27 protein-coding genes are annotated in these 26,941 nt (G+C 68.7%); 10 read left to right on the top strand and 17 right to left on the bottom strand.

All coding sequences use genetic code 11. The annotated features are described in order from the left end of the window. Positions 1-71 precede the first annotated feature (71 nt). On the top strand, positions 72-743 hold the full coding sequence (locus tag E5F05_RS12890) for a glycosyltransferase family 2 protein (protein ID WP_164973467.1): 672 nt from the start codon (positions 72-74) through the stop codon (positions 741-743). A gap of 60 nt (positions 744-803) precedes the next feature. Next, the gene (locus E5F05_RS12885) at positions 804-1,916 is read left to right on the top strand and encodes a prephenate dehydrogenase (RefSeq protein WP_129119023.1); all 1,113 of its coding nucleotides are present in this window, start codon (positions 804-806) and stop codon (positions 1,914-1,916) included. 1 nt (position 1,917) lies between these two features. Here the strand turns inward: E5F05_RS12885 and E5F05_RS12880 are convergent, their stop codons facing one another. Continuing rightward, a complete protein-coding gene (locus tag E5F05_RS12880; protein WP_129119022.1) occupies positions 1,918-2,484 on the bottom strand; it encodes a TetR/AcrR family transcriptional regulator in 567 nt (188 codons plus the stop codon). Between the two features lie 53 nt (positions 2,485-2,537). Here E5F05_RS12880 and E5F05_RS12875 point away from each other — a divergent pair, with 53 nt between their 5' ends. Together E5F05_RS12875 and E5F05_RS12870 are read left to right on the top strand one after the other, a co-directional pair. Continuing rightward, complete coding sequence (locus tag E5F05_RS12875; RefSeq protein ID WP_129119021.1) at positions 2,538-2,945, top strand: YrdB family protein; 408 nt, start codon at positions 2,538-2,540, stop codon at positions 2,943-2,945. Beyond that, on the top strand, positions 2,942-3,646 hold the full coding sequence (locus tag E5F05_RS12870) for an MBL fold metallo-hydrolase (protein WP_129119020.1): 705 nt from the start codon (positions 2,942-2,944) through the stop codon (positions 3,644-3,646). The genes E5F05_RS12875 and E5F05_RS12870 overlap by 4 nt, the downstream gene beginning before the upstream one ends. Positions 3,647-3,689: 43 nt before the next feature. Here E5F05_RS12870 and E5F05_RS12865 read toward each other — a convergent pair whose 3' ends face one another. From E5F05_RS12865 to E5F05_RS12850, 4 genes are all read right to left on the bottom strand, one after another. Continuing rightward, the gene (locus tag E5F05_RS12865) at positions 3,690-4,019 is read right to left on the bottom strand and encodes a GIY-YIG nuclease family protein (protein WP_129119019.1); all 330 of its coding nucleotides are present in this window, start codon (positions 4,017-4,019) and stop codon (positions 3,690-3,692) included. Next, positions 4,016-5,269: a TCR/Tet family MFS transporter gene (locus E5F05_RS12860; RefSeq protein ID WP_129119018.1), complete on the bottom strand. Its 1,254-nt coding sequence runs from the start codon at positions 5,267-5,269 to the stop codon at positions 4,016-4,018. The genes E5F05_RS12865 and E5F05_RS12860 overlap by 4 nt, the downstream gene beginning before the upstream one ends. 140 nt (positions 5,270-5,409) lie before the next feature. Beyond that, on the bottom strand, positions 5,410-6,003 hold the full coding sequence (locus E5F05_RS12855; RefSeq protein ID WP_129119017.1) for a DUF2239 family protein: 594 nt from the start codon (positions 6,001-6,003) through the stop codon (positions 5,410-5,412). Between the two features lie 474 nt (positions 6,004-6,477). Beyond that, positions 6,478-8,307: an arginine--tRNA ligase gene (locus E5F05_RS12850; RefSeq protein ID WP_129119016.1), complete on the bottom strand. Its 1,830-nt coding sequence runs from the start codon at positions 8,305-8,307 to the stop codon at positions 6,478-6,480. A gap of 125 nt (positions 8,308-8,432) precedes the next feature. On the opposite strand from E5F05_RS12850, the gene E5F05_RS12845 reads away from it, so the two are divergent. Beyond that, positions 8,433-8,894 (top strand): PPC domain-containing DNA-binding protein, encoded by a 462-nt coding sequence (locus E5F05_RS12845; protein ID WP_129119015.1) that lies wholly within the window; start codon positions 8,433-8,435, stop codon positions 8,892-8,894. A gap of 12 nt (positions 8,895-8,906) precedes the next feature. On the opposite strand, the gene E5F05_RS12840 is transcribed toward E5F05_RS12845, so the two are convergent. From E5F05_RS12840 to E5F05_RS12810, 7 genes are all read right to left on the bottom strand, one after another. After that, a complete protein-coding gene (locus E5F05_RS12840; RefSeq protein WP_241687157.1) occupies positions 8,907-9,428 on the bottom strand; it encodes a hypothetical protein in 522 nt (173 codons plus the stop codon). A gap of 56 nt (positions 9,429-9,484) precedes the next feature. Next, a complete protein-coding gene (locus E5F05_RS12835) occupies positions 9,485-11,365 on the bottom strand; it encodes an N-acetylmuramoyl-L-alanine amidase family protein (RefSeq protein ID WP_129119091.1) in 1,881 nt (626 codons plus the stop codon). Positions 11,366-11,390: 25 nt separating this feature from the next. Further along, on the bottom strand, positions 11,391-11,759 hold the full coding sequence (locus E5F05_RS12830) for a hypothetical protein (protein WP_129119013.1): 369 nt from the start codon (positions 11,757-11,759) through the stop codon (positions 11,391-11,393). A 120-nt stretch (positions 11,760-11,879) separates the two neighbouring features. Beyond that, the gene (gene leuB / locus E5F05_RS12825; RefSeq protein ID WP_129119012.1) at positions 11,880-12,935 is read right to left on the bottom strand and encodes a 3-isopropylmalate dehydrogenase; all 1,056 of its coding nucleotides are present in this window, start codon (positions 12,933-12,935) and stop codon (positions 11,880-11,882) included. Further along, positions 12,928-13,443 carry a 3-isopropylmalate dehydratase small subunit gene (locus E5F05_RS12820; RefSeq protein ID WP_129119011.1) on the bottom strand — a complete coding sequence of 172 codons (516 nt, stop codon included), beginning with the start codon at positions 13,441-13,443 and terminating at the stop codon, positions 12,928-12,930. The genes leuB and E5F05_RS12820 overlap by 8 nt, the downstream gene beginning before the upstream one ends. A gap of 25 nt (positions 13,444-13,468) precedes the next feature. Beyond that, positions 13,469-14,761, bottom strand: a complete 1,293-nt coding sequence (locus tag E5F05_RS12815) for a hypothetical protein (protein WP_129119010.1) — start codon at positions 14,759-14,761, stop codon at positions 13,469-13,471. Between the two features lie 74 nt (positions 14,762-14,835). Next, positions 14,836-16,125, bottom strand: coding sequence for a 3-isopropylmalate dehydratase large subunit (locus E5F05_RS12810; RefSeq protein ID WP_129119009.1), 1,290 nt, complete (start codon positions 16,123-16,125; stop codon positions 14,836-14,838). A 340-nt stretch (positions 16,126-16,465) separates the two neighbouring features. Between E5F05_RS12810 and E5F05_RS12805 the strand changes: the two genes are divergently transcribed. Next, positions 16,466-19,345 (top strand): hypothetical protein, encoded by a 2,880-nt coding sequence (locus E5F05_RS12805; RefSeq protein WP_129119008.1) that lies wholly within the window; start codon positions 16,466-16,468, stop codon positions 19,343-19,345. Between the two features lie 77 nt (positions 19,346-19,422). On the opposite strand, the gene E5F05_RS12800 is transcribed toward E5F05_RS12805, so the two are convergent. Next, the gene (locus tag E5F05_RS12800) at positions 19,423-20,268 is read right to left on the bottom strand and encodes an MBL fold metallo-hydrolase (RefSeq protein ID WP_164973466.1); all 846 of its coding nucleotides are present in this window, start codon (positions 20,266-20,268) and stop codon (positions 19,423-19,425) included. 143 nt (positions 20,269-20,411) lie between these two features. Between E5F05_RS12800 and E5F05_RS12795 the strand changes: the two genes are divergently transcribed. Together E5F05_RS12795 and E5F05_RS12790 are read left to right on the top strand one after the other, a co-directional pair. Then, entirely contained in the window at positions 20,412-21,641 is a 1,230-nt protein-coding gene (locus E5F05_RS12795) for a sugar efflux transporter (protein WP_129119007.1), read from the top strand. A 139-nt stretch (positions 21,642-21,780) separates the two neighbouring features. Then, complete coding sequence (locus tag E5F05_RS12790) at positions 21,781-22,326, top strand: YciE/YciF ferroxidase family protein (protein WP_129119006.1); 546 nt, start codon at positions 21,781-21,783, stop codon at positions 22,324-22,326. Positions 22,327-22,425: 99 nt separating this feature from the next. Here E5F05_RS12790 and trpA read toward each other — a convergent pair whose 3' ends face one another. From trpA to gluQRS, 3 genes are read right to left on the bottom strand one after another with little or no spacing between them, the layout of a single operon-like run. Continuing rightward, the gene (trpA, locus tag E5F05_RS12785; RefSeq protein WP_129119005.1) at positions 22,426-23,232 is read right to left on the bottom strand and encodes a tryptophan synthase subunit alpha; all 807 of its coding nucleotides are present in this window, start codon (positions 23,230-23,232) and stop codon (positions 22,426-22,428) included. After that, positions 23,229-24,473, bottom strand: a complete 1,245-nt coding sequence (gene trpB, locus E5F05_RS12780; RefSeq protein ID WP_129119004.1) for a tryptophan synthase subunit beta — start codon at positions 24,471-24,473, stop codon at positions 23,229-23,231. The genes trpA and trpB overlap by 4 nt, the downstream gene beginning before the upstream one ends. A gap of 57 nt (positions 24,474-24,530) precedes the next feature. Continuing rightward, positions 24,531-25,448 (bottom strand): tRNA glutamyl-Q(34) synthetase GluQRS, encoded by a 918-nt coding sequence (gene gluQRS / locus E5F05_RS12775; RefSeq protein WP_129119003.1) that lies wholly within the window; start codon positions 25,446-25,448, stop codon positions 24,531-24,533. A 122-nt stretch (positions 25,449-25,570) separates the two neighbouring features. Between gluQRS and E5F05_RS12770 the strand changes: the two genes are divergently transcribed. Continuing rightward, positions 25,571-25,798, top strand: coding sequence for a hypothetical protein (locus E5F05_RS12770; RefSeq protein WP_129119002.1), 228 nt, complete (start codon positions 25,571-25,573; stop codon positions 25,796-25,798). Here the strand turns inward: E5F05_RS12770 and E5F05_RS12765 are convergent. Continuing rightward, positions 25,744-25,992: a hypothetical protein gene (locus E5F05_RS12765; RefSeq protein ID WP_129119001.1), complete on the bottom strand. Its 249-nt coding sequence runs from the start codon at positions 25,990-25,992 to the stop codon at positions 25,744-25,746. The genes E5F05_RS12770 and E5F05_RS12765 overlap by 55 nt on opposite strands. Before the next feature lie 61 nt (positions 25,993-26,053). On the opposite strand from E5F05_RS12765, the gene E5F05_RS12760 reads away from it, so the two are divergent. Next, a complete protein-coding gene (locus E5F05_RS12760) occupies positions 26,054-26,896 on the top strand; it encodes a PIG-L deacetylase family protein (RefSeq protein ID WP_129119000.1) in 843 nt (280 codons plus the stop codon). Positions 26,897-26,941: the final 45 nt, after the last annotated feature.

The following is a 26,941-nucleotide window of genomic DNA, read 5'->3' as shown; positions in this document are numbered from 1 at the left end:
TTTCAGCTTTCCGTGGTCAGCCGTCAGCAAAAACGGCTGAAAGCTGACCGCTGAAGGCTGAAGGCTTTACCATGTCCGGGATGCAGCAGGCACAGGCGCAGGAAACAGGGGCGCGCGTGGCGGTCGTGATTCCCGCGTTCAACGAGGAGGAGACGGTCGCGGGCGTGATCCGGGTGGCGCGGGAACTCACGCCCGAGGTGGTCGTGGCGAGCGACGGCAGCAGCGACCGCACCGCGCAGGTCGCGCGGGACGCCGGGGCGCGGGTCGTGGAGCTGCACGAGAACGTGGGCAAGGGTCCGGCCCTCAAGGCTGCACTGGAGGCCACCACCGCCGAGTACGTGGTGATGCTGGACGCCGATCTGATGGGCCTGACGCGGGACCATCTGGAGCAGCTCCTGCGGCCCGTCCGGGCAGGCAAGCTGGACATGGCCATCGGCGTGTTCGAGGGGGGCGGCTTCGCCAGCGACTGGGGCAACAAACTCACGCCGCACCTCAGCGGGCAGCGGGCCTGCCGCCGCGACTGGCTGCTGGCCGTGCCGCGTCTGGGGGATGAACGCTGGCCCGAGCCGCCCATCACCGACCACCTGCGCGCGACCGGGGCGCTGTGGGGCTATGTGGAACTGGGCCAGGTCAGGCAGGTGCTCAAGGAAACCAAGCGCGGTTTCTGGAAGGGGGTCAGCTACCGCACGAAGATGTACGCCGACCTCCTCACCTACAAACGGCGGAAGCGGCGGGAGGGGTAGCCGGGGCCTGACCGGACAGGGCTTCAGGAAGATCGAAAAGCGCGTGCTAGCCTCGCCCCCATGACCGCAGCCCACCCCGGCCCCGTGACGCCCGCCCCCCTCTTCGAGCAGGCCGCCATCGCGGGCGTCGGGCTGATCGGGGGCAGCGTGGCGCTGGGACTGCGGCAGCGTTTTCTGGCCCGGCGCGTGATCGGGTACGACGCCAGCGTGGAGGTGCTGCGCGAGGCCGAAGCCCTGGGCGTGGTGGACGAGGTGCGGGCCACCCCGGGCGAGTGGCTGCGGGACTGCGATCTGGTGGTGCTGGCCGCGCCGATGCGGGCACTGGCACCGCTGGCCCGCGACCTGGCGCCCTTCGTCTCCCCCACCGCGCTCGTGACGGACGTGGGCAGCGTGAAGGCCGGGATCGCCGCCGAGCTGGAGGCGCTGGGCGTGCGGAACTTCGTCCCGGGGCACCCGATGGCGGGCAGCGAGCGGGGCGGCGTGACGCACGCGCGGGCGGCCCTGCTCGAAAACGCCGTGTGGGTTCTGACGCCCACCGACCACACGCCGCTGACGGCCCTCAGCCGGGTGAGAACGCTGGTCGAGCAGCTCGGCGCGGCCCCGGTGGTGATGCCGCCCGACGCCCACGATCAACTGGTGGCGACGGTCAGCCATCTGCCGTACCTCGCCAGTCTGGCCCTCACGCATCTGGTCGCGCGGGACGAGCGGCTCAGCCTGCTGGCCGCCGGGGGCTTCCGCGACCTGACGCGGGTGGCGAGCGGCGACCCCCGGATGAGCCGCGACATGGTGGTGGAAAACCGCGCCGCGCTGCGCGAGGCCCTGGCCCGCTTCCGCCGTCAACTCGAACGCCTGGAGGCCGACCTGGACCAGCCCGAGGAACTGCTGGCCGCCGCCACCGAGGGCAAGCGCACCCGCGACAGCCTCCCGGTCGTGAAGCGCAGCCTACTGCCCCCGAAGCATGATCTGGTGGTCGCCGTGCCCGACCAGCCCAACCAGATCGGGGCGGTCACGCAGGCGCTCGGCGCGGCGGGCGTGAACATCAAGGACATCGAGGTTCTGGCGATCCGCGAGGAGGGCGGCGCGATCCGGCTGGGGCTGGAGAGCGTGGAGGACGTGCGCCGGGCGAGCGAGATTCTGGGGTCGGCGGGCTTCGAGGTGCGGGGGCGGGGCTGAGTCAGGCGGGGCGGCCCGCTTCCGCCATATGGTCCAGCAGGGCGTCCAGGCCGACCTGGAGGCCACCACGCGGGCCACTTTCCCCAAACATGCCGCTGCGTTCCAGCACCGCGAAGCCATGCAAAAAGGTCCAGAAGGCCACCGCATGATCCGTGTCGTCGGGGTGGCCGCTGAGTGCCCCGACCAGAGCGAGGAGCGTATTCCACAGCCGCTTGCCGCTGGCCTGCTGGGCGGGGTCGCCACAAGCGGGCGTCAGCAGCAGGGCGTACAGGTGGGGGTGCAGGCGCGCGTACCGGAGATAGGCGTGGGCCGCGGCGACCAGCGCCTCGCGCGGCAGCAGGCCCTGGCTGGCCGCTTCGAGGGCCTGCCTTAAAGCCAGCATGGCCCGCTGCTCCAGGGCGCACAGCAGGCCCTCCCGGCCAGGGTAGTGCCGGTAGAGGCTGCTGGGACGCACGGACAACCCTTCGGCCAGGCTCCGCATGTTGAGCGCCTCCGGCCCCCCCTCTTCGAGAAGCGACTGGGCCGCGTTCAGGATGGTTTCCGGGTTGAGTTTGGCAGGGTAAGGCATGGTGAACAGGGTACGTCTTGACCGAGGGCAGCGGAAGGTGTACGGTGTTCACCATGAAGAAGAACGATGTTCACTTTGCGCCACCGGACGCCCTCTCCCCGGCTATTTGGGGGGTGGAGCAAGGGCCACAGGACTCTTCCTGGAGGACCAACTGGCTGGACCTGCTCGCGTTTGGGCTGGAACTCGCGGCACTGGCGGCGCTGGCGGGGTGGGGCTGGCAGGTGGGGAGGTGGATTCCGGCGCTGGGCGCACCGCTCGCCTTCGCCCTGGTGTGGGGAACGCTGCTCGCGCCGCGTGCCCGCGTCCATCTGCCCACCGCGGCTCACCGCGTCCTGAAACTCACGTTGTTCGGCCTGGTGGGGCTGGCGGCGGGGCAGGTCTGGGGACTGGTGCCCGCCGGAGTGTTCCTCGGGCTGGCGGCGCTGACCGTCCTCGTCGCGCCTGCCAGGAGGCTCCAATGAACGGCCTCGCCCTGACGCGCCTGGGGCTGGTGAATGTGTACCTCGTGCCCGAGGACGACGGCTTCACGCTGATCGACGCGGGTCTGCCCGGCATGGCCCCGGTGATCCTGAACGCGGCCCGCGCGGCGGGAAGGCCCATCCGGCGCCTGCTGCTCACGCACGCCCACGGCGACCATGTGGGCAGCCTGGACGATCTGAAAGCCGCCCTCCCCGACCTGGAAGTGCTGGTCGGGAAGGGCGAGGAGGGAAATCTGGTCCACAGCCACGTGCGGACAGCGCCCACACGCTGGCTTTCGGAAGGGGAACGGGTGGGGCACCTCCGCGCCGTCGCCACGCCGGGGCACGCGCCCGGACACCTGGCCTTTCTGGACGAGCGGGACGGCACGCTCTATGCCGGGGACACCTTCGTGAACGTGCTGGGCCTGCGGGTGGTCACCGAGTTGCATCCCCTGTTCCCGATGCCCACCCTGGGGACCTCCGACCCCGCGCAGGCCCTGGAGAGTGCGCGGTGCCTGCTGGACCTGCCCCTGGCAGCCCTGGCCCTGGGACATGGCCCCGTGCTGAGTGCTCCCCGGGCGGCCATGACCCGCGCGGTCCAGCGGGCCGAGCGCGCCCTGCAAGAGCCGCCCTCCCCCTTCCGGCTGGCGCTGGCCCGGCGCGTCAACCGGCTGTTCAGCGCGGGGGGGCGGAAGGGTTCCTGAAAGGGAGGGGAGCACTGGCCCCCAGGCACCCCCCATTCCCCGCTCAGTACTCGTCCCCGGGCCGGAGCCGCAGGTTCTCGCGCCAGAGGGCGAGCAGTTCCTGAAGGTCATCCGTGGGGTCCGCCCGAGGTTCCAGCGGCGTGAGTTCGTCCAGCACCTCGAAGGTAAAGCCGTCCGCGCCGTCCCGGTTCCAGTCCTGCTGGAGCGACCAGTTAGGGTGGTTGCCCAGGTCCAGTTGAAACCGGATGCGGTTCAGGGTGCCGGTCAGGTGCGCGCTGTGGCCGATCAGCATTTTTCCCGTGCGGTGGTGGAGGACGCGGTAGACGCCGAGGCGCGGCGTGAAGCCCTTGTAGGGGCGGGAAGCGGAGGTCATGAGGGTTCTCCTGTGGCAGAGGGAGTGGCGAAGCCCTGCGGGGGGCGCGCGCTCCGCCTGAAGACGACCAGGCCAAGCAACAGCACGGCACTCCCGGCGAAAAAGGCGATGCCGGGAAGCGGCACCGGCGCCGCTGGTCCGGTGAACCGGGCAAAGAGCGCCGTGGAGACGAGCGGCCCGACGATGGCACCGAGACTGTTCAGGCTGGCGAGCGCCCCCTGGACGCGGCCCTGCGCGTCGGCGGGCACTCTGGCGGCGAGCATGGCCTGGAGGGCGGGGCCGCCCAGCCCGAGCATCACGCCGATCAGCATGGTGGCGTACAGCATCCAGCCGTCCGAGGACAGACCGTACAGCACGTAACTCAGGGCGCCCAGCAGCAGGGAAAGGACGACCGTGCGGCGTTCCCCCAGCCTCCGGATGACCCGCCCGAGCAGCAGCATCTGCACCAGGACCATCAGAAAGCCACTCACGGCCAGCGAGGCGCCGTTCGCGCCGGGTGCCCAGCCGAAGCGGGCGGTGGTGTACAGCACCCAGGTACTCGTGCTGAACTGCACGGCCAGCCCGGCCAGCATCAGGGTCACCGCCAGCCCCGGGACACCAGGGAAGCAGCACAGCATCCCCAGACCGCACAGGGGGTTGAGGTGGGCCAGCCCGAAGGGGCGGCGCCGGGTGGGCAGCAGGGACTCGGGCAGCACCAGCAGGCCGTACAGGAAGTTCAGGAAGGCCAGGCCCGCCGCGAAGAAGAAGGGCAGCCGCAGGTCCACCTGGCCCAGCAGACCGCCGAGGGCCGGTCCCGCGATCAGGCCCAGCCCGAAGGCCGCGCCCACCATGCCGAAGTTCTTCGCGCGGTTCCCGGCGGTGCTGATGTCGGCGACGTAGGCGTTGGCAGTGGACACGCTGGCGCTGGTCATCCCGGCCAGCGCACGGGCCAGCAGCAACCCGGGCGGCGCGGGCGTCAGGCCCATCAGCAGGGTCGCCAGCGCGGTCCCCAGCGCCGAGAGGAGCAGCACCGGGCGGCGCCCGTAAGCGTCACTGAGGGCACCGAGAACCGGCGAGAACAGCAGTTGCATCAGCGCGTAGAGGCTGATCAGTAGACCGTACACCTGTGCCGTCTCGCCCCGGTCATGGACGAGTTGCGCCACCAGTTCCGGCAGGACGGGAATCAGCAGGCCCATCCCCAGCATGTCGATGACGAGCGTGACGAAGAGAAAGAGGAATGCGGGAGCGGGGCGCGGGCGGGACCTGGGCATGGGAATCTCCAGAAAGCAATGGCCTCCCATCACACCGTCAGCGTGGACGGTATGCCGAAGCAGGGGGTCAGGGGTGTGGAGCAGCGTCAGCGGCGCGGGGAAGCGTCGCCGGGTTCCTGGTTCAGTTCAGCGGGCAGGCTTCAGGCGGGGTCGGTTCCCTCCTGACTGCGGCTGGCCTGAAAGACGGGGGCGGCCAGAGCCAGAGCGTGCGCGCGAATCTCTTCGGGCCAGGCCTGGCTGTGCTTCTCGAACCGGGTGAGGTCGCGGGCGTACAGGGCGCGGGACGCCTCCTCGAAACCGGGGAGGTCACCCGCCATCACACCCAGAAAGCGGTCGGCGGCGGTCTGGGCCTGCCGCACGCGCTCCTGCTCCGGGTTCTGTTTGCGTGCCTCGTCGATCAATCGGCGCAGGGTGGCCGAGGCACCCCCCGGCTGTTCCTCCAGCCAGGTCCAGTGGCGGGGCAGCAGCGAGACTTCCCGCGACACGATGCCCAGTTTGGGACGGCCCGGCCCGGCCCGCCTCGGCAGCGGTGCTTCCCGTTCCAGCACCTCCTCCAGCGTGCCTCGCAGATTGAAGTCCACCTGCCTGCCGCCGCGGTCCTCGAAGATCAGGAGGGGGAGGTGGGGGTCAAGCTCGTCCAGTTGCGCCTTGACCTGCGTCAGCAGGGGACGCAGTTCGCCGTTGGCAAGCCATCGGTGACCGTGAAAGGCAGTGTAGGTGGTTGGCTCATCCATGCCGAAATACTACCCGGGTAAAATAAAGCTGTCAATATTACCCGGCTAATATTTATGGCTGATAGGGAAACCGGGACTTCCAGGCTCCAGGGGGAGCGGAAATCCCGGCGAAGGCAAGAGCTGTATGTGGGAGGGCATTTTTGCTCCTCCCCCTTGAACGCTCGATGTGCAATAGAAACTTGCTGTCTGGGATGAGCTTTTTGATCCCTCCCCCCTTGCGGGGGACTCGTAGAGCTGCTTGCAGAGGGCTGGGGAGGGGGGTGGCGGGCGAAGCTCGCCCTCATGCCAGACGAGAAAACCACTGCTGCATTCCCACCGCCCCTGCTCTTCATTGCACATCAAGCGTCTTGAGGCGGGAGGCTGGGACTGGTACAGCTTCGCAGGAGAGGGGGTGAACGTGCCTGGCTCCCAGAGCCACCTTTCCCTCAACTCCCCCACTCTTCCCGCGCGAACTTCGCGTAAATCCTGAGCTTCTTACATCGCCGCAGGTACCTGAATCCCAATCAGATCGAGCGTTTCCTCGAAGGCCTGCCTCAGGCGGGCCACCAGGGCGAGGCGGGCCTCGCGCAGTCCGGCGGGACTCTGGAGGACGTTGGTGGTCGGTTTTCCGGCCTTGTCCTTGGCATTGAACCAGGCGTTGAAGGCAGTGGCGAGGTCGAGGGCGTACTGCGCGACCACGTGGGGCGAGTGGACGCGGACCGCCTGCGCGACCACCTCCGGCAGCTTGGCGACCATCTTGGCCAGCGTCAGGTCAAGGTCGGTCAGGGCGTCCCAGTCGGCGCCAGTGCCGTCGATGGCGTATCCGGCTTCCTGAGCCTTGCGGAGAATGCTCGCGGCGCGGACGGCGGCGTACTGCACGTAGGGGGCGGTGTCGCCGTTCAGGGCGAGGGCCTGCTCCCAGCGGAAATCGATCTTGCGGGTCGGCTCGGCCTTCAGCATGGCGAAGCGGATCGCGCCGATGCCGATGCGGCGGGCGATCTCGGCGGCGTCCTCGCGGGCGGCCAGGTCGGGGTTGATCTCGGCCAGCACCGCCAGCGCCCGCCGCTCGGCCTCGTCCATCGCCTCGTCGGCGCTCACGGCGATGCCCCTCCGGCCCGAGATGGTCTGCCCTTCCAGCGTCACGAAGGCGTAGGAGAGGTGGATGCTGCGCGCCTGCTTCTCGGGTTCGCCCGCCACGCCCAGCGAGGAACGCACCACCGTCTGCGGGTGGTCCTGGCGCGAGTCGATCACGTTGATGACCTCCTGCGCGTGGCCGAACCGGCGCCGGGTATCGGGTTCGCCGTCCGGGGCGCTGGTCCAGACCACGTGGCCCTCGGGGTCCGTGATGAAGGGCTTGAACTTCATGCCCTCGAAGAGGCCGAACTTCCAGAACTGGTAGCCGATGTCCTTGGCGGCGTACATCGCCGTGCCGTCCGAGCGCAGCAGCACCACGTTCGGCTCCTCCAGGCCCGGCATGAACTCGGACACGTCCATCACGAAGGCCCCGGCGTACTTGCCCTCCTGCGGGTGCGAGGTGTAGCGGCTCTTCTCCAGAATGTTCATCGCGCTGCTGAGAAAGCCGCTGCCCACCACGTCCGACTCCCAGTTCAGCAGGTCGTAACGGGCGCCCAGGCGGAAGCAGGTTTCGAGGTGGGCGCGGACCACCTTCTCGATCTCGGGCCGCAATTCTCCGGCTTCCAGACGGTGCATCACGGCGCTGATGCCTTCTTCGAGAGCGGGCTTCGCGGGGTCGGCGTTCAGGCGCACGTAGCCCTCACCGAGCCAGTGGTCATACTTCTGCACGCCGTCCCAGGCGCGGTGATAGTGGTTCACCGCGAACAGCGCCTCGGCGGCCTGCCGCCCGGTATCGTCGATGTAGTTCTGAACCTCGACCGTGTGCCCCGCCGCGCGGAAAATGCGGGCGATGCTGTCTCCCAGCACCACGTTCCGCAGGTGGCCGACGTGCAATTCCTTGTTGGGGTTGACGGAGGTATGTTCGATCACGACCTTGCCGCTCTGCGCCGGAATCAGCGCCTGCTCCTCCACCACCCCCTTGACGAACGCGCCCACGTCCACGAAGAAGTTCAGGAAAGGCCCGGCCGCCTCCACGCGCGAGATGCCCTCCGGGAGCTGCACCTGCTGGGCGAGCTGGGCCGCGACCTGGGCGGGGTTCTGGCCCAGGGCCTTCGCCATCTGGAAGGCGGCGGGCGTGCCGTAGTCGCCGGGCTTGTTGGCCGGGGTTTCCTGAATCGCCACGTCCACCGGCGCCCCGAGTTCGGCAGCGGCCCGTTCGACGGCGGCTTTGAGTTCAGCCTTGAGGTCCATAACCGGAGATTCTAGCAGTCAGTGGTCAGCGGTCAGCTTTCAGCCGTCAGGGATCAGGCGTCAGGAGTTGGTGAAAAGACTTACACTCCCCGCTGCCCGCTGCCCGCTGCCTGTTACGCTGGACCATGCACAGCCGACTCCTCCAGACCAGCCCCACAGGCGAACGGACCTTCGTGCTCGTCTTTGCCGCCGGGGATGAGGTGGCGCAGGGCCTCCAAGCCTTTGCGCGCGAGCAGAACCTCGATGCCGCCGCCTTCACGGCCATCGGCGCGCTGAGCGACGTGAAGTTCGGCTTCTATGACGTGGACGCGCAGGAATACGTTCCTACCGAGGTGAACGAGCAGGTCGAGGTGCTGAGCCTGCTGGGCAACGTGGCGCTGAAGGAGGACGGCACGCCCCAGGTCCACGCCCATCTGGTGATCGGCAAGCGCGACGGCACGGCGATGGGCGGCCACCTGCTGCGCGGGCACGTCAAGCCCACGCTGGAGGTCACGCTGACCGAGCAGCCCACCCACCTGCGCCGCAAGTTCAACCAGGAGTTCGGGCTGACGCTGATTGATCTGGGGGAGGAGGAGGCTCCACGGTGATCACGGGGCGCCTCACTTCACCTCCACCACGACCGGGCCCGCCTGCACGCGCAGCGGCTCACCGCCTGCCTCGCCGTCGAACCAGCCCGTCAGCGTGTACGTCCCGGGTGGGAGGGGCGGCAGGGTCCGTTTCAGGGTCAGCGTCTCGCCGGGCGCGAGGATACGGCTGAACTGGAGTTCGGGGCAGGTCAGGCGTCCGGCAGATGTGGGAGCGGCCACCGCTGTCCCGTCCAGCCGCGCCAGGGCGACGTAGGGCGGCAGGCCGCAACTGCCCCAGTTGACCTGCGCGGCATACCTCAGCAGCAGGGGCTGCCCGCTCCCGTTCTGCACCGTGAGGGCGACCGTCACCTCCCGCCCGGTGGCCGCCGCTTCAGCCTGCGCGGTGAGCGGCGGAATGGACTGGGGGAAAACTGCGGCCGCAGGCCCAGGACCGGGCGGCGACTCGTGCGGGTCAGGACCCGGCAACCCGCCCAGCAGCGCACAACTGCCGAGCAGGGCCGGTAGCACGAGCAGGGCCAGGACCCGGCAAAACATGCACCGAGCGTAGCGGGCGGTCATGACGCGCGGCTGAAGGCCCCACCGGCGCACCTTCACCGGACGGACACCTGGGCCGCGTAGAAGTCCGCGATGCCCGCCGCAATCGCCTGGGCGAAACGCTCACGTCCGGCGGGGTCCATCAGGGTGCGGAGGTTCTGCGGGTCGGTCAGGTAAGCGGTTTCGATCAGCAGGCTGGGCTGCGTGGTGGGCCGCGTCAGGGCGAGGTTCGCTCCCGGTTTCAGGCCCGCACCGGGGCCGAGGTCGGGCAGGGTGCGGCGCAGCGCGGCCAGGAGGGCGGCGGCGGGCACCTCGGCCTGCGGGTGCGTGAAGTAGACTTCCGGGCCGCGAAGGCCGCGCGGGTCGCGTCCGTCGGGCAGGGCGTTGGCATGGATGGACACCAGCAGGTCGGCGTGGGCCGCCTCGGCGGTCAGGTCACGCTCGTACAGGCCAAGGGTCACGTCCCCGTCGCGGGTGAGGATCACCTGCGCGCCCCGCTCACGCAGCAGCTCGGCCGCCCGCCGCGCGATAGGCAGGGTCAGGTCCTTTTCCGGCACGCGCAGGCTGCCCGCCCCGCCCCACTGGGTGCCCCCATGCCCCGCGTCCAGCACGATCACGCGCCCGGCGAGGGGCTGCGCGGCGCCGAGGGCAGGCGGGCGGCGCACCGTCAGCAGCAGGTCCCCGCCGTCATAGTTCGCGGTGAAGCCCCACGCCTGCGGAGCCGTGAGGTCCAGCGTCAGCCGGGTCACGCCCAGACCCACCGGCTGCACCTCTGCCCCGGCGATCAGCGGGTCAGCGAGGGGGGCGGGCAGCGTGGGCAGCGTGTCCAGGCCGTACAGCGTGAGGGTGAGGCGGCGGCCTCCCTGTTCCTGGGCGACTGTGAAGGGCACCCGCGCTCCACCCAGCGGCACCCGGACCCGCAGGTCGCCGGGGGAGACAGGGGGCACGGCCTCCGGTGCAGCAGGCGGCGCAGTGACGGGGGGCGTGGCCGGAGGGGTGGGCAGGGTGGCGAGAATGGCAGCAGGCGGGACTGTCTCCAGCGTCACGGGGCCACTTCTGCCGAAAGCGGGCTTGCCCGGCGTCACGTCCAGTTGCTTCTCCGTGATCAGCACGCTCACGCCGGGCGCGAGGCGGGCGCGCACATCCTCCCCCTGCCGCCCCACCAACGTGAAGGTCATGCCGTCACGCGGGTACAGGAAAGCTTCACCGCCCAGCGTCGTGGTCACGTTGCCCGCGTCGTTCAGGCCCAGGCCGCGCACCGTGCCCGCCCGCTGGGTGCCGGTGAGGGGACCACTCCCGGTACTGCTCAGGCGTCCGGGGGCGGCAACGGTCACCGCCTGGCCGCTCCGTCCGGTCAGGCTGACGGTCACCGGCGCCTGTTCGAGCCGGGCGGAGGCGGGCAGCAGGTAAGCCCCCTCGTACCTCCCCGCGCTCACCTCACGCATGGGCAGGGGCAGGCCGCCTCCCACCCGGAAGGCGGCCTGCCCCCCCGGCGACCCCCGAAAGGCCACGGTGACGGTGCGTTCGGCGGGCGCGTCTCCCGCCGCGTCCCAGAACTCCAGCGGCTCGCGAGGCGTGACGCTCTCCGGGTCGATCTGGGTGGGCGCAGCAGGCAGAGGGGCCATCACCGTGCGGGTCACGTGCAGCGTCCGCGTGCCGGTCTGCCCCCCCACGGTCGTACTCAGGCGCAGGTCGTTCGTACCGGGCCGCAGCGGCCACCACAGCATGAAGAGGCCGTCCGGGCCAACTGGCACCGCCTCCCCGCCGATCTTCAGCCCCGCGCCGGGCGGCACGCTCCCCTCCAGAATCACGTGATCGAACGCGACCCGGTAGCCCTCGGGCGGGTAGGCGACGAAGACTTCCGGGGCGGCCGAGGCATGGGCCAGGGCGGGAGCGGTCAGCAGGGCGAGGGTCAGGACAGCGCGGCGCAGCGGCATAGGGAGGTCTAGCACGGGGGCTGGGTTATTCGGGTGAGGCCGCCGACTGAAGGAGCGTCTTCGGGGTGTCCTCGTCCTCGGGCAGAAACGAGGCGAGACGCTGCCTGTCCAGGCTCTCGACATGCAGTCGTCCACACTCGGGACACTGATACACATCACGAAACGACTCGGCCCACAAGCGGTTCACTTCCCTCTGCAACTTATTTCGCAGGGGCATAGCCTGAACTGTCGCCTTTCCTTTCCGGCCCTCGTCCGGGCTGACCAATCCATCCAGCAGCGTCCGCAATCTATCCAAGAACGCGAAGGCGTCCTGATCCGGCAGCAGGTACGCTCTGTAGGGCAAGCCGTCCGTCTGATCCACGATGACGCTGCCGCATTCACACATGAACTTCATACGTTCAGTGTGCCTCTCCTTCTCTTTCAAAACCTGATTCAATCCAAGGGGACCAAGAGAAAAGGCAGAGGCACCCCTCACCCTCTGCCCTAACTCCTATCTCCTAATGCCTGACCCCTCTCACCCCACGCTCGGACTCGCCACCGCGTCCAGCACCGCATGGGTAAAGGTCCGCGTGTCGGCCTTGCCGCCCAGGTCACGGGTGGGATGGGCGCGCAGGGCCAGGGCGACCGCGCGCTCGACCTGATTGGCGGCCACCGGGCGGTCCAGGCCGTGCCGCAGCAACATGGCCGCGCTCATGATGGCGGCGGCGGGGTTGGCGATGCCCTGCCCGGCGATGTCGGGGGCGCTGCCGTGGATGGGTTCGAAGAGGCCGGGGCCGTCGCCCAGGCTGGCGCTCGGCATCAGCCCCAGGGAACCGGGAATCACGGCGGCCAGGTCGGAGAGGATGTCGCCGAAGAGGTTCTCGGTGACGATCACGTCGTAGCGGCTGGGGTTGGCGACGATCAGCATGGCGACGGAGTCCACGTACTCGTGGTTGAGGTGGACGTTGCGGTACTCGCGGTCGCGCAGGGCCTGCACGTCGCGGCGCCACAACTCGGACACTTCCAGCACGTTCGCCTTGTCCACGCTGGTTACGCGGCCCCGGCGCTGCTCGGCGGCCCAGAAGGCGACCTTCGCCACGCGCTCGACCTCGGGGGTGGTGTAGCGCATGGTGTTGTAGGCGGTATCGCCCTCGATCTGGCGGTCGCCGTCGAAGTAGATGCCGCCCAGCAGTTCGCGCACGATCAGGATGTCCACGCCGCGCGCCAGTTCGGGCTTGAGCGGCGAGAGGTGTTCCAGGCCCGGCTGCACCCGCACGGGCCGCAGGTTGGCGTAGCACCCCAGCGCCTTACGGAGCGCGAGCAGGCCGCTTTCTGGACGCAGGTGGCGCGGGAGGCTGTTCCAGGGGCTGTTCTGCGGGCCGCCGACAGTGCCCAGCAGCACGGCGTCCGCGCCCTTCAGGGCATCGCGCGTGACCTGCGGGAACGGGTCGCCGTACTGCTCGTAGGCCGCCCCACCGATAGCCTGTTCCTCGAATTTCAGGTCCGGGGCGACCTCGCGCAGCACTTCCACAGCGGCGGCGGTGACTTCGGGGCCGATCCCGTCGCCGGGCAGGGTGACGACTTTAGGCATGCTGTTCCTCCTGTTGGGGCTGCTTCTGGTCCTGTTCGCGCATGTATTCCAGCCAGCCTCCGGCTTTCTGCACGTCCAGCGCGAACTGCGGCACGGGCACGAAAGTCAGTGTCTGCCCGGTGCGGGCATTGGTGATGGTCCCGCCCGTCAAATCCAGCTCCGCCGGATCGCCGTCCATGAACGTCTCCACCACGTCCTCGCATTCCAGCGCCAGGAAGCCGTTGTTGATGGCGTTGCGGTAGAAGATGCGGGCGAAATTGGGCGCGATCACGGCGGCCACGCCCGCGCCGCGCAGCGCCCAGACCGCGTGTTCGCGGCTGGACCCACAGCCGAAATCCGCCCCCGCCACGATGATGTCCCCCGGCTTCACGCGGCGCACGAAGTTCTTGTCGTAGTCCTCCATCGCGTACTTGGCCAGTTCGGACTCGACATCGGTCGTCAGGTGGCGGGCGGGAATGATCTCGTCGGTGTTGATGTGGGCACGGGCGAAAACGTGAACGGTGGGCATGGAAACTCCTTATGAAAAGAGGGGTTCAGTTCTGCGGCAACCGCAGCGCGAGTTCTTCGGGCAGGTCGTCGTAGAGGTCGCGCCAGTTCTCCCCGTCGAAGGTGACCTCCGACTCGATAAAGGCCTGCGCGAGGGGGTCGGGGTCGGTCAGGGCGTCCACCGGGATATCGATGCGGATCGCTTGGGGCACGGGTAGATCGTCCACGTCCTCCAGGGCGGGCGTGTCGGGCGTGAACATGTCGCGCAGCACCTGCTCGGTAAACCCGGCCCAGAAATCCGGGTTCCCCGCTCCGGTGGCCCGCAGCAGGTCGGCGCGCACCCGTTCGGCCTGGTCTTCGGGGATGTCCCCTTCCTCCCATTCCACGCGGCCATCGGCCCAGACCGTCACTTCCACGGTGTCCACGTCTAGCATGTCCGCGATGAACTCGCCCAGCGCGCCGCTCTCGTCCTCCAGCTCGGCGTCAGGGTCCTCGTAGGAGTGCCAGGTTTCGCCGTCCAGGGTGTAGAAGCGGTGGTCCAGGGGGATGTGGACGTCGTGTTCACCCAGGGACGTGTAGGCCGTGTTGAGGAAGGAGGAGAGGGGCACCGGCTCGCGCAGTTCCAGGCGCACGCGGCGGGCGGTGGGAATCAGCGACTCGTCCTCCTCCTCTTCGGGCAGCTCAAGAGACTCGAAGTGCGTCTCGGCCCACTCTTCCGGCGTCTCGCCGTGCCACTCGCGCACCAGGGTTTCGAGTCGCTCCAGATGCTCGGCGGGCGGGTCCGGCTCGAAGTCGATGCGGCCCTCGCGCCACTGGGTCGCGTCGTAGCCAGCGACCAGGGCGCCCTGCTCGCGGCTGAGGGGGTGCTGCATCAGGTACTGCATACCCGCGAGCGGATTCTCGTCTTCCGGCAGGCTTTCCCAGTGTCGCCCGTCCCCAGACGTCTCCTCCCGGCGCACGTGCAGGAACGCCCCGTCCTCCAGCGGCAGGTACTCCTGAATCGTGCGGAGCGGGTTGCCATGCAACGTCTTGGGGTCGAGGTTGAATACCAGTTCGCCGGTCAACCGCCGCAGCGGGGGCACCGGGATGGCCTCCAGGTCCTCACGGGTGCGGATCAGTTTGTCGGGCAGCCCCACCATGATGTACTGGCGGCGGTAGCTGCGCGCCCAGGCGTCCCCGGTGGGTTGCGTCTCCCGCAGTGCCGCCAGCAGGCGCTCACGCAGCGCCGCGTCCCCCGGCCCGCTGGTCAGGGTCACGTTGCCTTCCGCGTCCAGTTCGGCCTCGAAGGGGTGGACGGTGGGCATCAGCCCGAGTTGTTTGCGGCGTTTGGCTTCTCCCATAGGTGTCAGCTTAGAACGTGGAGGATGGATCGTGGATCGTGGAAAGGGCTTTTCCCCACGGTCCACGTCCCTCCTCAATCCGCCGCTTCCCCGCCCTCCGCGTTGTACTCGCGCGGGTCGCTGATGTACCCGGCGACGGCACTCGCGGCCACCGTCGCGGGGCTGGCGAGGTAAATCTGCGCGGTGGGGTCGCCCATGCGGCCCACGAAGTTGCGGTTGCTGGAGCTGATGCACACGTCGTCCGGCCCCAGCACGCCCGAGTGCATCCCCAGGCACGCGCCGCAACTGGGATAGCTCACGCTCGCGCCCGCGTCCACGAAGATTTCCAGCAGGCCTTCCTGCGCCGCCTGCTTCCAGATCGCCTGGGTCGCGGGCACCACGATCATCTGCACGCCGTCCGCAACCCGGCGCCCCTTCAGGATGCGCGCCACGTCGCGCAGGTCACCGATGCGCCCATTCGTGCAGCTTCCGACGTAAGCGTGCGTGACGGCGATCCGGTCACTCCCCGCCACCCGCCCGTTGCTGGGAATATGGGGGTAGGCGACGGTCGGCTCCACCTTCGAGGCGTCGAGGTCGATGACGACCTTGTAACTCGCGTCCGGGTCGGAGGTGTATTCGGTGTACTGGTCGGGGGTGACGCCGCGCTCGGCCAGATAGGCGCGGGTGGTGTTGTCCACGGCCACGATGCCCGTCTTGCCGCCCGCCTCAATCGCCATGTTGGTCAGCGTGAAGCGGCCTTCCATGTCCATGCGGTCGATGGTGTCCCCGACCCACTCCATCACCAGATAGTTCGCGCCGTCCGCGCCGATGCGCTTGATGACTTCCAGCACGAGGTCTTTGGGCGTCACGCCGGGCTGCATCTCCCCCGTGACGCGGATCAGCATGGTTTCGGGCACCTTGAACCACACCTTGCCCGCGTAGATCGCCCCGGCGAGGTCGGTGCTGCCGACGCCGGTGGCGAAGCAACCCAGCGCGCCCGCGTTGCAGGTATGCGAGTCGCCGCTGACGAGCGTCTGCCCCGGCTTGATCAGGCCGGTGTTTTCCAGCACCACGTGGGCGATGCCGCCGCGCCCCACGTCGTAGAAGTGGCGGATGCCCTTTTCCTGCACCCAGGACTTGAGCTTCTGGTACATCTTGGCGGCCTTGATGTTCATGGCGGGGACGGAGTGATCGGGGACGGCCACGATCTTTTCAGGATCGAACACGCGGTCCATGCCGCGCTCTTCCAGCATCCGCAGGGCGGCGGGGGTGGTGATCTCGTGGCACAGCACCCAGTCGGTCGCGCACTCGATCAGTTGGCCGGGCACCACGTGGTCATGGCCGCTGTGGGCCGCCAGAATCTTTTCCGCAATCGTCATTCCCATACAGGCACAACTCCTCTCAGATGCGCGTCCCTCTACGCAAAACGCCCCCGAAGCTCAAGTGGCTCCGGGGGCGGATCAGCGAACGCTGGGCTGCGCTCACCGCCCCCAACGAAGAAGAAGCGCCCCGTGGGCGTTCTTTCCGGCTGGTGGACGGGTGAACATCAGGAGGAAGTGTAACGCGCGGGTGGGGGAAGATTGGGGAGACGTGTAGACGGGCAGGCGGACAGAGGCACTTTGCAACTTCCCATAGGGCCTTAATCTGACGGACTCTTCATGAAGGAGTGGCGACACGCAAATTCGTCCCCGCCGGAAAAAAAGCCCATTAAAATCCTGAGCGGACATGAAGAAACGTCTCTCCCTCAGTGCCATGCTCGGCCTCACCGCGCTCCTCTCCGCCTGTAGTGGGGGCGACATCACGCCTTCCACCACCCACACCCTGACCGTCAAGCTGGAGGGCGTGACCAGCGCGCCCGTCACGGTCACGAACACCACCACGAACACCCAGGTCTTCAGCGGCACGCTCGAAAGCGGGAAGACCTTCAGCAGCCTCAAGGCCGGAGACGTGTTCAAGGTCGAGGGGGGCACGGTAAATGGCTTCACGGCCCCTAACATGCAAACTGTCACGCTGGACGCGGACAAGACGGTGACGCTGACGTACCGGGTGGCGGCTCCCCCTCTCAAGGCCAGCGTGGTCGAGGGGATTCTTTCGCCTTACCGGCTGGGCGCGGGGGACATCTACGCCTATGCCCCCTTTCTGGAAGACAGCCTGGCGCAGGGGAAAGTCAGCGCGAACGGCAGCTTCAGTCTCTCGCTGCCTACCACTCTGCCCCCCGAGGCCCTGTTCACTCTGACGGACCCCTCGGACACGAGCTGTCTTGCTCAGCCCACCGTCGTCCCCTCCAGCGCCCAATTCGTGTACACCGATCTGTACCCGGTCGGGATCGCGGGGAATCTGGTGGGCTTCGGTGAGGAAATCGTGGACGGCGGCGCGGCCGACGGCAGCGGCCGGAGTGACCTGCTGCGCTTCTATGCTTCGGCCGCGTCGCGCGTCACGGGGGAGTTCTCCTGCGGCGACGTGACCAGCAGCTTCGACCTGGACCTCAAGGCGGGCTGGAACATCGTTCAGCGGACCGTCACGAAGGTGAGCGCCGGGGAGATCACGGCGCAGATGTTCCGCATGTTCGCGGGGGGGACGGTCACCCAGGCCTTCACTTCCCTTCAGACCCAGCAACGGTTCAACGTGCAACTGAACAGCAATTCGCTCACAGTCAACCGGGGCGAGAGCGGCACGCTGGACACGGCGATTACCGTGCCCGACGGCACGACCGGAACTGTGCAGGTGGAACTCCTTGACCCTCCCCCCGGCGTCAGCCTGACGACCAGCAGTCTCCCCGTGAATGGTGGTGGCTCGTCGCAACGCGCCAGCAGCCTGCCACGGCGCCTCCCCCAGACCCTGAAGGCAGCCTCCTCCCCGACGCATCAGGGTGGACGGGGGTCGGCAGTGTCGCCATCTTCCCTGATCGCCCCGCAGACCGTCGGTTCGGCGGCCATCACCATCCAGACCTCGGCGGATACACCGCGAACCAACACGGCCTACAAGAGTCCGCATCTGCTCCGGCTACGCTTCACGTACGGCCAGGACCGCGTCGAGGCCACCACCTACCTGAGCGTCAACGCGCCCGGCGTGCGGACCGAACTCAGGGACGGTTACTACAGCACCTCCGGCATCACCCTGGGGGCCGGGGACACGGCCTCTCTGACCGCCATCGTCACGCCGGAAGGGGGCCTGACGGGCGAGGTGCGCCTGAGCATGAGCGATCCCGTAACCGGCATCTCCGGGGAGGGGGGACCGGTCACGCTGGGGAGTAACGGCGAGAGCGTGCCCTTCAAGATCACCGTCCCGCGTGGCACAGCCCCCGGCACGTATGCCCTGCCCGTGCAGGCGACCCACGCCGCCGGAAAGGAAACGGTCGCCACGCTGAATGTCAAGGTCGCTGCGCCTGCCCTCCGCGTGAGCGCCCCGGCGGCCACGGTCTACGGCGGTGAAACGGTCAGCCTGCCCGTCACGCTGGAAAGCCAGTACGGCTTCGAGGGGGCGGTGACGGTGAGTGCGGCTGACCTGCCTGCGGGGGTCACCGCCACGCCGGTGAACGTGACCGTACCGCGCGGTGGGGCCGCCTCGGCCACGCTGACCCTGACTGGCGCGGAGAACCTGGGCACCCTGCCTTCCCGCGAGATCACCCTGAACGTGCAGGGCACGAACCTGGCCGCCAGAGGCACGACGACCCTGACGCTCCGCCCGAAACGCCTCTCGCTGGGCCAGGTCAACGTCGTGACCACCACGGCGGCCAGGGGGGGCGGCTTCTGGTTCACCAGCCAGCCGTATGACCAGTCCGGCGCCGGGGCCAGGCTCGCGCGCTTCGACGGTACGAAGGTGGTGGACGAGGTGGCTCTGCCGGTGAGCGGCTCCTTCAACTCGTGGCGTCTGGTCACAGCCCCCAATGGCGATGTCTGGGGCTTGCAGACCAGCGGTGAAAAGGCCTTCCGCTACGCGGGCGGTCAGTTGCAGAGCTGGGACGTGAACCTGGGCAGTTCGCCCCAGATCGCCGCCGACAACCAGAACCGCCTGTGGTTCGTGGGCTATCAGACCAGCAGCGCGGATTACAGCCTGATGCGGCTGGACGCGGGCAGCGGCAAGGTCGAGGCGGTGGTCCGTCAGGGCTTCACGTCCAACTCGGGCTCTGCCCCGCTGGTCCGCAACGCCGACGGCACGGCCCTGTTCCTGTACGACAGCAGCAACGCCCGGCTGTTGCAGATCGACACGGCCAGCGGCACGACCTCGGCCCGGCCGCTGCCCGGCCTGAATATGATCACCGCTCTCGCCGTGGATGCCGGAGGGACGCCCTGGGTGTATGGGCGCAGCTCGGACTTCAGCACACGGGTCGCCCGCGTCAACAGCGACGGCACCACGACCCTGTTCAATTTCTACGCCGGTTCCAACGACCTGCCCGAAACCTTTGGCTTCGATGAGCAGGGTCTGCTCTGGAGCGGCAGTGGCGGGCAGATCAAAGCCTTCAACCCCCAGATTGGGCAGGTGGAGCGCACCATCGACCTGGGATATGGCAGCTCAAACCGCACGGCCCTGAATCTGCCCGGCGGCCTCTGGACGATCTGGGCCGACAGCACCGCGCGGACTTCCTACAGCAGCCTCAACCGGTAACTCCTGGGCGCCGCCTGATTCTGTCCACAAAGACTGCCCGCCTCCTCCGGGAAGGCGGGCGGTCTTTTGCCTACAAATCAGGGCAGGGCCACCGCCGTAAACCCCCCCTTCTTCCCCGCCTCCAGCCGCGCGAAGGCCACATCGGGATCGTGCGGCGTGGCGATCACCGCCCCCTCCTCGAACCACTGCGGGAAGTACCTCTTGCGGGTTTCCAGCGTGGTCACGGGGTAAAGGTCATAGCCCATGATGTAGGGGTAGGGCGCGTGGGCCAGGGTGGGCAGCAGATCGGCCGCATACACCAACGTCTGGCCGCCCGAGCGCAGCACCACCCCCTGCTGGCCGAGGTTGTGCCCGGGCAACGGCAGCACGCTCAGGCCGGGCAGCAGCTCGTGTTCGCCCTCCACCACGTCGAAGAGGCCCGCGTCCAGAATGGGGTCAATGTAGCCAGGAATGTAGCTGGCGCGGCTGCGTTCATGGGTGTTCTGCGCGTCGTGGAGTTCCTGCTTCTGCACCACGTAGCGGGCGTTCGGGAAGGTCGGTTCGCCGGTCAGGGTCACGTTGCGCCCGGCGTGGTCGAAGTGCAGGTGGGTATTCACGACGAGGTCGATGTCGTCCGGCGCGAGGCCCAGGTCGGAGAGGCCGCGAAAGACCGTCTCGTCGCGGTCCACAGCGTACATGCCCTCGAACTTCTCGCCACCCTGGTCCCAGAAGCCCGTCTCCACGAGCACATTCTTTCCGCCCAGCCGGATCAACAGGGGATTGATGCGGAGGCGGATGCGGCCCAGGTCGTCGGCGGGGGCGCCCCGCTCCCACAGGACTTTGGGAACGCTGCCGTACATGGCGCCGCCGTCCAGACGGAACTGTCCATCGGTGAGGGAATACACGTCGGCGTCGCCGATACGGAGATACTGGGTCCAGGCCATGCCCGGCAGGATAAAGGTCTAACGGCCGAACGGTCTAACCGTCTAACGGCTCAAGTGCTGCCATGAAGCGGCGCCTTCAGCGGTTAGACTTTTAGACGGTTAGACCCGCCTTGACCCGCCGCGAATACTCTAGGGTAACGGCCATGACCGAATCCCTCGCCCCTTCCAGCGGCCTCGCGGCGGTCTGGCGGCTGCCGCACGCGGCCCGGCTGGCGCTGGCGGTGCTGCTGCTGGGGTTTGCCCTCTCGCTGGCGAGTCCCTTCATGGCGCTCTTCGGCGTGAACCGGGTTCACATGACGCCGCTGCAACTGGGCATTTTTCTGACGGTCAACGCCGTGAGCAGCGTCCTGATCAGCACGCGGCTGGCCCGATGGTCGGACCGTCTCACGGACCGCAAGCCGCTGGTGCTGTTCACGCTGGGGGCGGCGGCGCTGGGGTACGGGCTGCTGAGCGTGGTCCGAGTGTACCCGGCGCTGCTGGTGATCGGGGCCGTGCTGCTGGGCACCGGGGCGGCGGCCTTTCCGCAACTGTTCTCGTTCGCGCGGGCGCAGTTCGCGGGCGCGGGGGGCAACCTCCCCGACCGGGCGGTCACGCTGCTGCGCTCGGTGTTCTCGCTCGCCTGGGTGGTGGGGCCGGGGGTGGGGGCGTGGGCGCTGGCGGGGCTGGACTTCCGGGGCCTCTTTCTGCTGGCGGCGGCATGTTTCGCGCTGGCCGGGCTGCTGGCCTGGCGGGTGCCGCCCGCGCCTGCCGGTCCCCTGCCCACCCCGCCGCGCGCTCAGGCGGGAGGAGGGGCTGCCCGGCGCCCGCTGGTCCCGGTCGCGCTGGCCTTCGTCCTGTACGGCATGAGCATGAGCATGGGCATGACGATGTTCCCGCTGCTGATCACCAAAGTGCTGCACGGCACGGACGGCCAGGTCGGCTTTCTGGTGGGCCTCTGCGCCCTGCTGGAGATTCCGGTCATGCTGGCCTTCGTGGTCGCGCGGCGCCTCCCGGCCACCGAGCGGCTGGTGAAGTACGCGCTGGCCCTGTTCGTGGTGCATTTCGCGCTGGTGTACTTCTCGCAGGGGACGGCGCTCCTGATCGCGGCGCAGGGCGTGCGGGCGGCGGTGATCGCGGTGATGGCGGGCCTCGGCATGGCCTACTTTCAGGAGCTGATGCCGGGGCGCCTGGCCGCCGCCACCACCCTCTTTGCCAATACCACCAACATCGGCGCGATGCTCGCGGGGATCGTGTCGGGCGCGTGCGCGCAACTGTTCGGCTACCGGGCGGTGTTCCTGCTGTGCGGGCTGCTGACCCTGGGGGCCTGGCTGGTGATGCAGGCGGTGACGCGCGTACGACCTGTGCCGCTGGCCGCGAAGGAGACGGGCGGCTGACCTCCGGCCCGCGTGAAGGAAGGCCCCAGACGCGAATGAAGCGAAATTCACAGCCTGCCCATCCCGCTGACCGTCCGGGCGGGAAGACTGGGATCAGAACCCGGTCAGACAGGGCGGGTCAGAGCAAGGGAGGCTGAAGATGACGCAAAGTGGCAGTGGACAGAGCAGCGGGCAGAGCAGCGGCGGCATGAGCATGAAGATGACCGACCTGCAAGACCTCTACGTGGAGCAGCTCCAGGACGTGTACTCGGCGGAGCAGCAGCTCACCCAGGCTCTCCAGCAGATGGCCCAGGCCGCCAGCGACCCCCAGCTCAGCCAGGCCTTCCAGATGCATCTGCAACAGACCCAGGAGCACACCCAGCGTCTGCAACAGATTTTCCAGGATCTGGGCCAGCAGCCCGGCGGCAAGACCTGCAAGGCCATGCAGGGCATCGTCGCCGAGGGCCAGGAGACGATCAAGGAAAAGGCCACGCCCGCCGTGCGTGACGCCGCCCTGATCGCCGCCGCCCAGCGCGCCGAGCACTACGAGATCTCGGCCTACGGCACCCTGCGGACCTATGCCGAAATCCTGGGCCGCCAGCAGGACGTGGACCTCCTGCGCACCACCGAGGACGAGGAAAAGTCCACCGACCAGAAGCTGACCGGCCTCGCCCGCGGCATCAACATGGAGGCGATGAACCAGTAAGCCTCCTGCGGAAAGCGGCAGGAGGTGGCAAACCGTCTGCCGTCCAAAAGTCTGACCGCCCGGAACCCTGGGCGGTCAGACCGTTAGACGATTTGACCTTCAGACACTTTTCCGGCACCCCGCCGCGATCTCGGCGGCGAGCGCGGCCACGTCTTGCCCGTCACGCACGGCGTTGATAAAGGCGCTCCCGACGACCACCCCATCCGCGACCTGCGCGACCTGATGGGCGGTCTGCCGGTCCTTCACGCCGAAGCCGACGGCGATGGGCACATGGGCGTACTGGCGGGCCAGCGCGAGCATGGCGGGGACCTCGCCCAGCGCCGAACCCTCGCGCGCTCCGGTGACACCCGTGACGCTGACCGCGTAGAGGAAGCCCGTGCAGGCCTCCGCCACCAGCTTCACCCGCTCGGGTGTGCTGGTCGGCGCGATCAGGAACGTGACCGCCAGGCCGTACTCGGCGGCCAGGTCCGCGATCTCGATGTCCTGGTCGGGCGGCAGGTCGGGGAGGATCAGCCCGTCCACGCCCGCTTCCGCCGCCAGCCGCATGAATTCGCGGGGGCCGACGGCATAGATCGGGTTCACGTAGGTCATGATCACGATGGGCGTGTCGTGCCGCTGGCGCAGGGCCTTCACCAGGTCCAGCGTGCGCCGCGTGCTGGTGCCGCCCGCCAGCGCCTGTTCGCTGGCCCGCTGGATGGTGGGACCGTCGCCCAGGGGGTCACTGTAGGGAATGCCGACCTCCAGCAGATCGGCCCGCGCCAGCAGCGTGTCGGCCAGGGCGGGGAACTCGGCGGCACCCGGATATCCGGCGGTGATGAAGGGCATGAAGGCGGCGCGGCCCTCCGCCTTCGCGCGGTCGAAGGCGGCGTGGATACGCGCGGCCCCTCTCGTCGTGGTGGCGGTCATGCCCGCACCTCCTCACGCTTCGTCTCCAGGTCCAGCAGACGCATCACCTCGGCCACGTCCTTGTCGCCGCGCCCCGACAGGTTCACCACGATCACCTGGTCCGGCCCCAGGTCGCGGGCGAGTTGCACCGCGTAATAGATGGCGTGGGCACTCTCCAGGGCGGGAATGATGCCTTCCAGGCGGGTGAGGAGCTGCAAGCCCTCCAGCGCCTGCGCGTCGGTCACCGGCACGTACTCGGCCACGCCCGTCTCGCTGTAGTGGCAGTGTTCGGGGCCGATGCCGGGGTAATCCAGGCCCGCGCTGATGGAGTGCGCGGCCTCGATCTGGCCTTCGGCGTCGTTCAGCAGGTACATCATCGCGCCGTGCAGCACGCCGACGCGCCCGCCCGCCATGCTGGCCGCGTGCCTGCCGCTCTCCACACCCTCCCCGGCGGCCTCGGTGCCGATCAAGCGGGGACGTTCTCCCTCGGGCAGGTAGGCATAGGGCGCGAAAATCCCGATGGCGTTGCTGCCGCCGCCCACGCAGGCGACGATGGCATCCGGCACCGCGCGGCCCTCGGCGGCCTGAAGCTGCACCTTGACCTCCTCCCCGATCACGCTCTGGAAGTCGCGGACCATCGCGGGGTAGGGGTGCGGTCCCACCACGCTGCCCAGGATGTAGAAGGTGTCGCGCACGTTGGTGACCCAGTCGCGGATGGCCTCGTTGGTGGCGTCCTTGAGGGTGCTGGTACCGGAGGTCACCTCGCGCACCTCGGCGCCCAGCAGCTTCATGCGGAAGACGTTCATCGCCTGGCGCCGGATGTCCTCGGCGCCCATGTACACGATGCATTCCAGGCCGAGCAGCGCGGCGGCGGTGGCGCTGGCGACCCCGTGCTGCCCGGCGCCTGTCTCCGCGATCACCCGGCGTTTGCCCATGCGTTGAGCGAGCAGGGCCTGCGCCAGACAGTTGTTGATCTTGTGCGCGCCGGTGTGGTTGAAGTCCTCGCGCTTGAGGTAAATCTTCGCGCCGCCCGCGTAGTCCGTGAGGCGCTGCGCGAGGTAGAGGGGACTCGGACGCCCCACATAGTCATGGAGGAGGCGGCCCAGCTCGTTCAGGAAGGCCGGGTCTTTTTTCGCGGCGCGGTACGCCCGCTCCAGTTCATCCAGCGCCGGAATGAGCGTCTCGGGAACGTAGCGCCCGCCAAAGCGTCCGTACCGCCCGCGCGCGTCCGGCTGCGGGTAGGTGGGGAGAGTCAGGGACATATTTTTCAGAGTAGAGCGTTCACCCTAACGGCTGTTAGGGAAACTTAGACAACCGGTCTAAGTTTGTGAGTTGATGAAGAATCCCGCCTCGGCCAGCCGCGCCCGCCAGAACGGGAGCAGTTCGGCGGCGGTGACCCTCTCCGGCACCTCCCAGCCCAGCGAACGGGCCAGGGCCGACACCACCCGGCTCGCGTCCTCTCCTCCCTCGCGCAACGCCTGCACGGGGGGCGCCCCTCCCCGCTTGGCGAGGCGTTCGCCCCGGTAATCGGTCAGCAGGGGCACGTGCAGATAGCGGGGGGTGGGATAGCTCAACGCCCGTTGCAAGGCGACCTGCCGGGGGGTGGCGGGCCAGAGGTCCGCACCGCGCAGCACGTCCGTCACGCCCATCAAAGCGTCGTCCACCACAACGGCGAAGTGGTACGCGAACACCCCGTCGTTGCGCCGCAGCACGAAGTCGCCCACCTCACCGGGGAGGTTCTGGCAGAGCGTCTCATGGGTCAGGGCGTCCGTCACGCACACCGTCTCGTCGGGCACACGCCAGCGGATCGCGGCGGGGCGGCCCGGGTCGGCGGCATGAACACGGCAGGTGCCGGGGTAGACGGGTTCGTGGCCGTGCGGTGCCCCCGCGCTGTCCAGAATGGCCTGCTGAATCTCGCGGCGGGTACAGGTGCAGGGGTACGTCTCCCCCGCCGCCGTGAGCCGCGCCAGGGCGTCCGCGTACACGTCCAGCCGCTCCGACTGGCGATATTCGGTGTCCCAGTCCAGGCCCAGCCATTCCAGATCGCGCCGGGTGGTGTCGTAGGCCCAGGGGCGCACCCGGCCGGTGTCCAGGTCCTCGAAGCGCAGGAGGTGCTGGCCGCCGAGCGCCCGCGAATGCAGCCACGCCAGCAGCGCCGTCCGGGCATTGCCCAGATGCATCGCCCCGGTCGGACTGGGGGCGAAGCGGCCCACGGCGGGCGCGGGGAGGACGGTCATCCCGCTCAGGCTAGCGCACGTCCGGCACAGGGCGCAGATCATCCCAGAGGGCCAGGAGCACCAGCAGGGAGGCCGCGTCCGGGAGCTGCCCCGGCCCCGTGGCCCTGACGCATCATGCAGGCATGACCGAGGACCGATTGCAGACGCTCCTGCACTCCGAGCCGTACTGGACAGCGCGGGCGATGCGTGAGCAGGGCAGCCGCTTCTACCGGGCGCTGGGCGAGGCGCTGGAGGCCGCCGACCTCGCCAACCGCCGCCGCATCTACGAGGGCTGGACCGCCGAACTCTGGGACTTCTACCAGCGCGGCTTGCGTCTGGAGGAGGCGGAGCGGGCCTCCGGCGCGGGCTGACCGATCAGGGCGTAGAAGCCTTCACGCAGCACGGCCCGGAGCGCACCGCGGGCGCCTGCTGGCTCCGTTTCCGCCTGTGCCCGCTGCGTCTGCCGCAGATTCCGCGCCCGTTCCGAGCGGCTCTGGCCCGGCACCGGCTGGCCGATCAGCGCGAGGAAGAACTGCGTGAGCAGGGTCCAGAGGGCGTGGAGCATCCCTTTCATGCTGACGTTACGTCTGCCGAAGCACGGACGTTCCCGGCGTACACTGCCGCCCATGACCGCTTTGCCCCAGGCGACCCTTCTGGCCGTGTTCGCGCATCCCGACGACGAGGCGTTCAGTGTCGGCGGCACCCTCACCCATTACGCCCGCCGAGGTGTGCGGGTGGTGCTGGCCTGTGCCACACGCGGCGAGGCGGGCAAGATCACCGTCCCCGGCATGACGGTGGACGACCTGGGCCAGCAGCGCGAGCAGGAATTGCGGGCCGCCTGCCGCGCGCTGGAGATTCCCGAACCGGTCTTTCTGGACTACCACGACTCGGGCCGCTACGAGCGCACCCGCTACGATGACCCCCTGGCCCTGATGAACGTCAGCCCGCTGGACGTGGAACTGAAACTCCGCGCGCTGATCGCGGACGTGCAGCCGCAGGTGATGGTGACCTTCGACCCACACGGCGCCTACGGGCACGTGGATCACGTCCAGATTCACCGGGCCGCCACCGCCGCCTTTTTCAGCACCGGGAATCTGCCGGACGGCGGACCAAGGCGGCTGTACTACACGGCCCTCACGCACGAGGCGGCGCAGGGCCTCGCGCGGATGGGTCAGAACCTCGACCCTCTGGTGTACGGCGTCTCGGAGAGTACCGTCGCCGTCCGCATGAACGTCGCCGCCTATGCCCAGAACAAGAAGGCGGCCCTGCTGGCCCACGGCACGCAGACGGGCGAGCAGAGCCTGCTGGGCCGCATGACGCCGGAAGAACGCGCGGCGATGGAAACCCGTTTACTGGTCACCGAGAACTTCAGCATCGGCGGCACGCGCACGGCCATCGAACGGTATCCGCTGCGCGGCCTGTTCGACGGGTTGCCGGGGTTCGGGGAACTGGACGAGGACGGCTTGTAGCTCGTGGCTCGTGGGGGTCGAAGCTCTTGCTGATCCACAAGCGAC

It is taken from the genome of Deinococcus metallilatus, assembly GCF_004758605.1.
GTDB classification, from domain to species: domain Bacteria; phylum Deinococcota; class Deinococci; order Deinococcales; family Deinococcaceae; genus Deinococcus; species Deinococcus metallilatus.
This window is presented reverse-complemented; position numbering and strand designations above follow the sequence as displayed.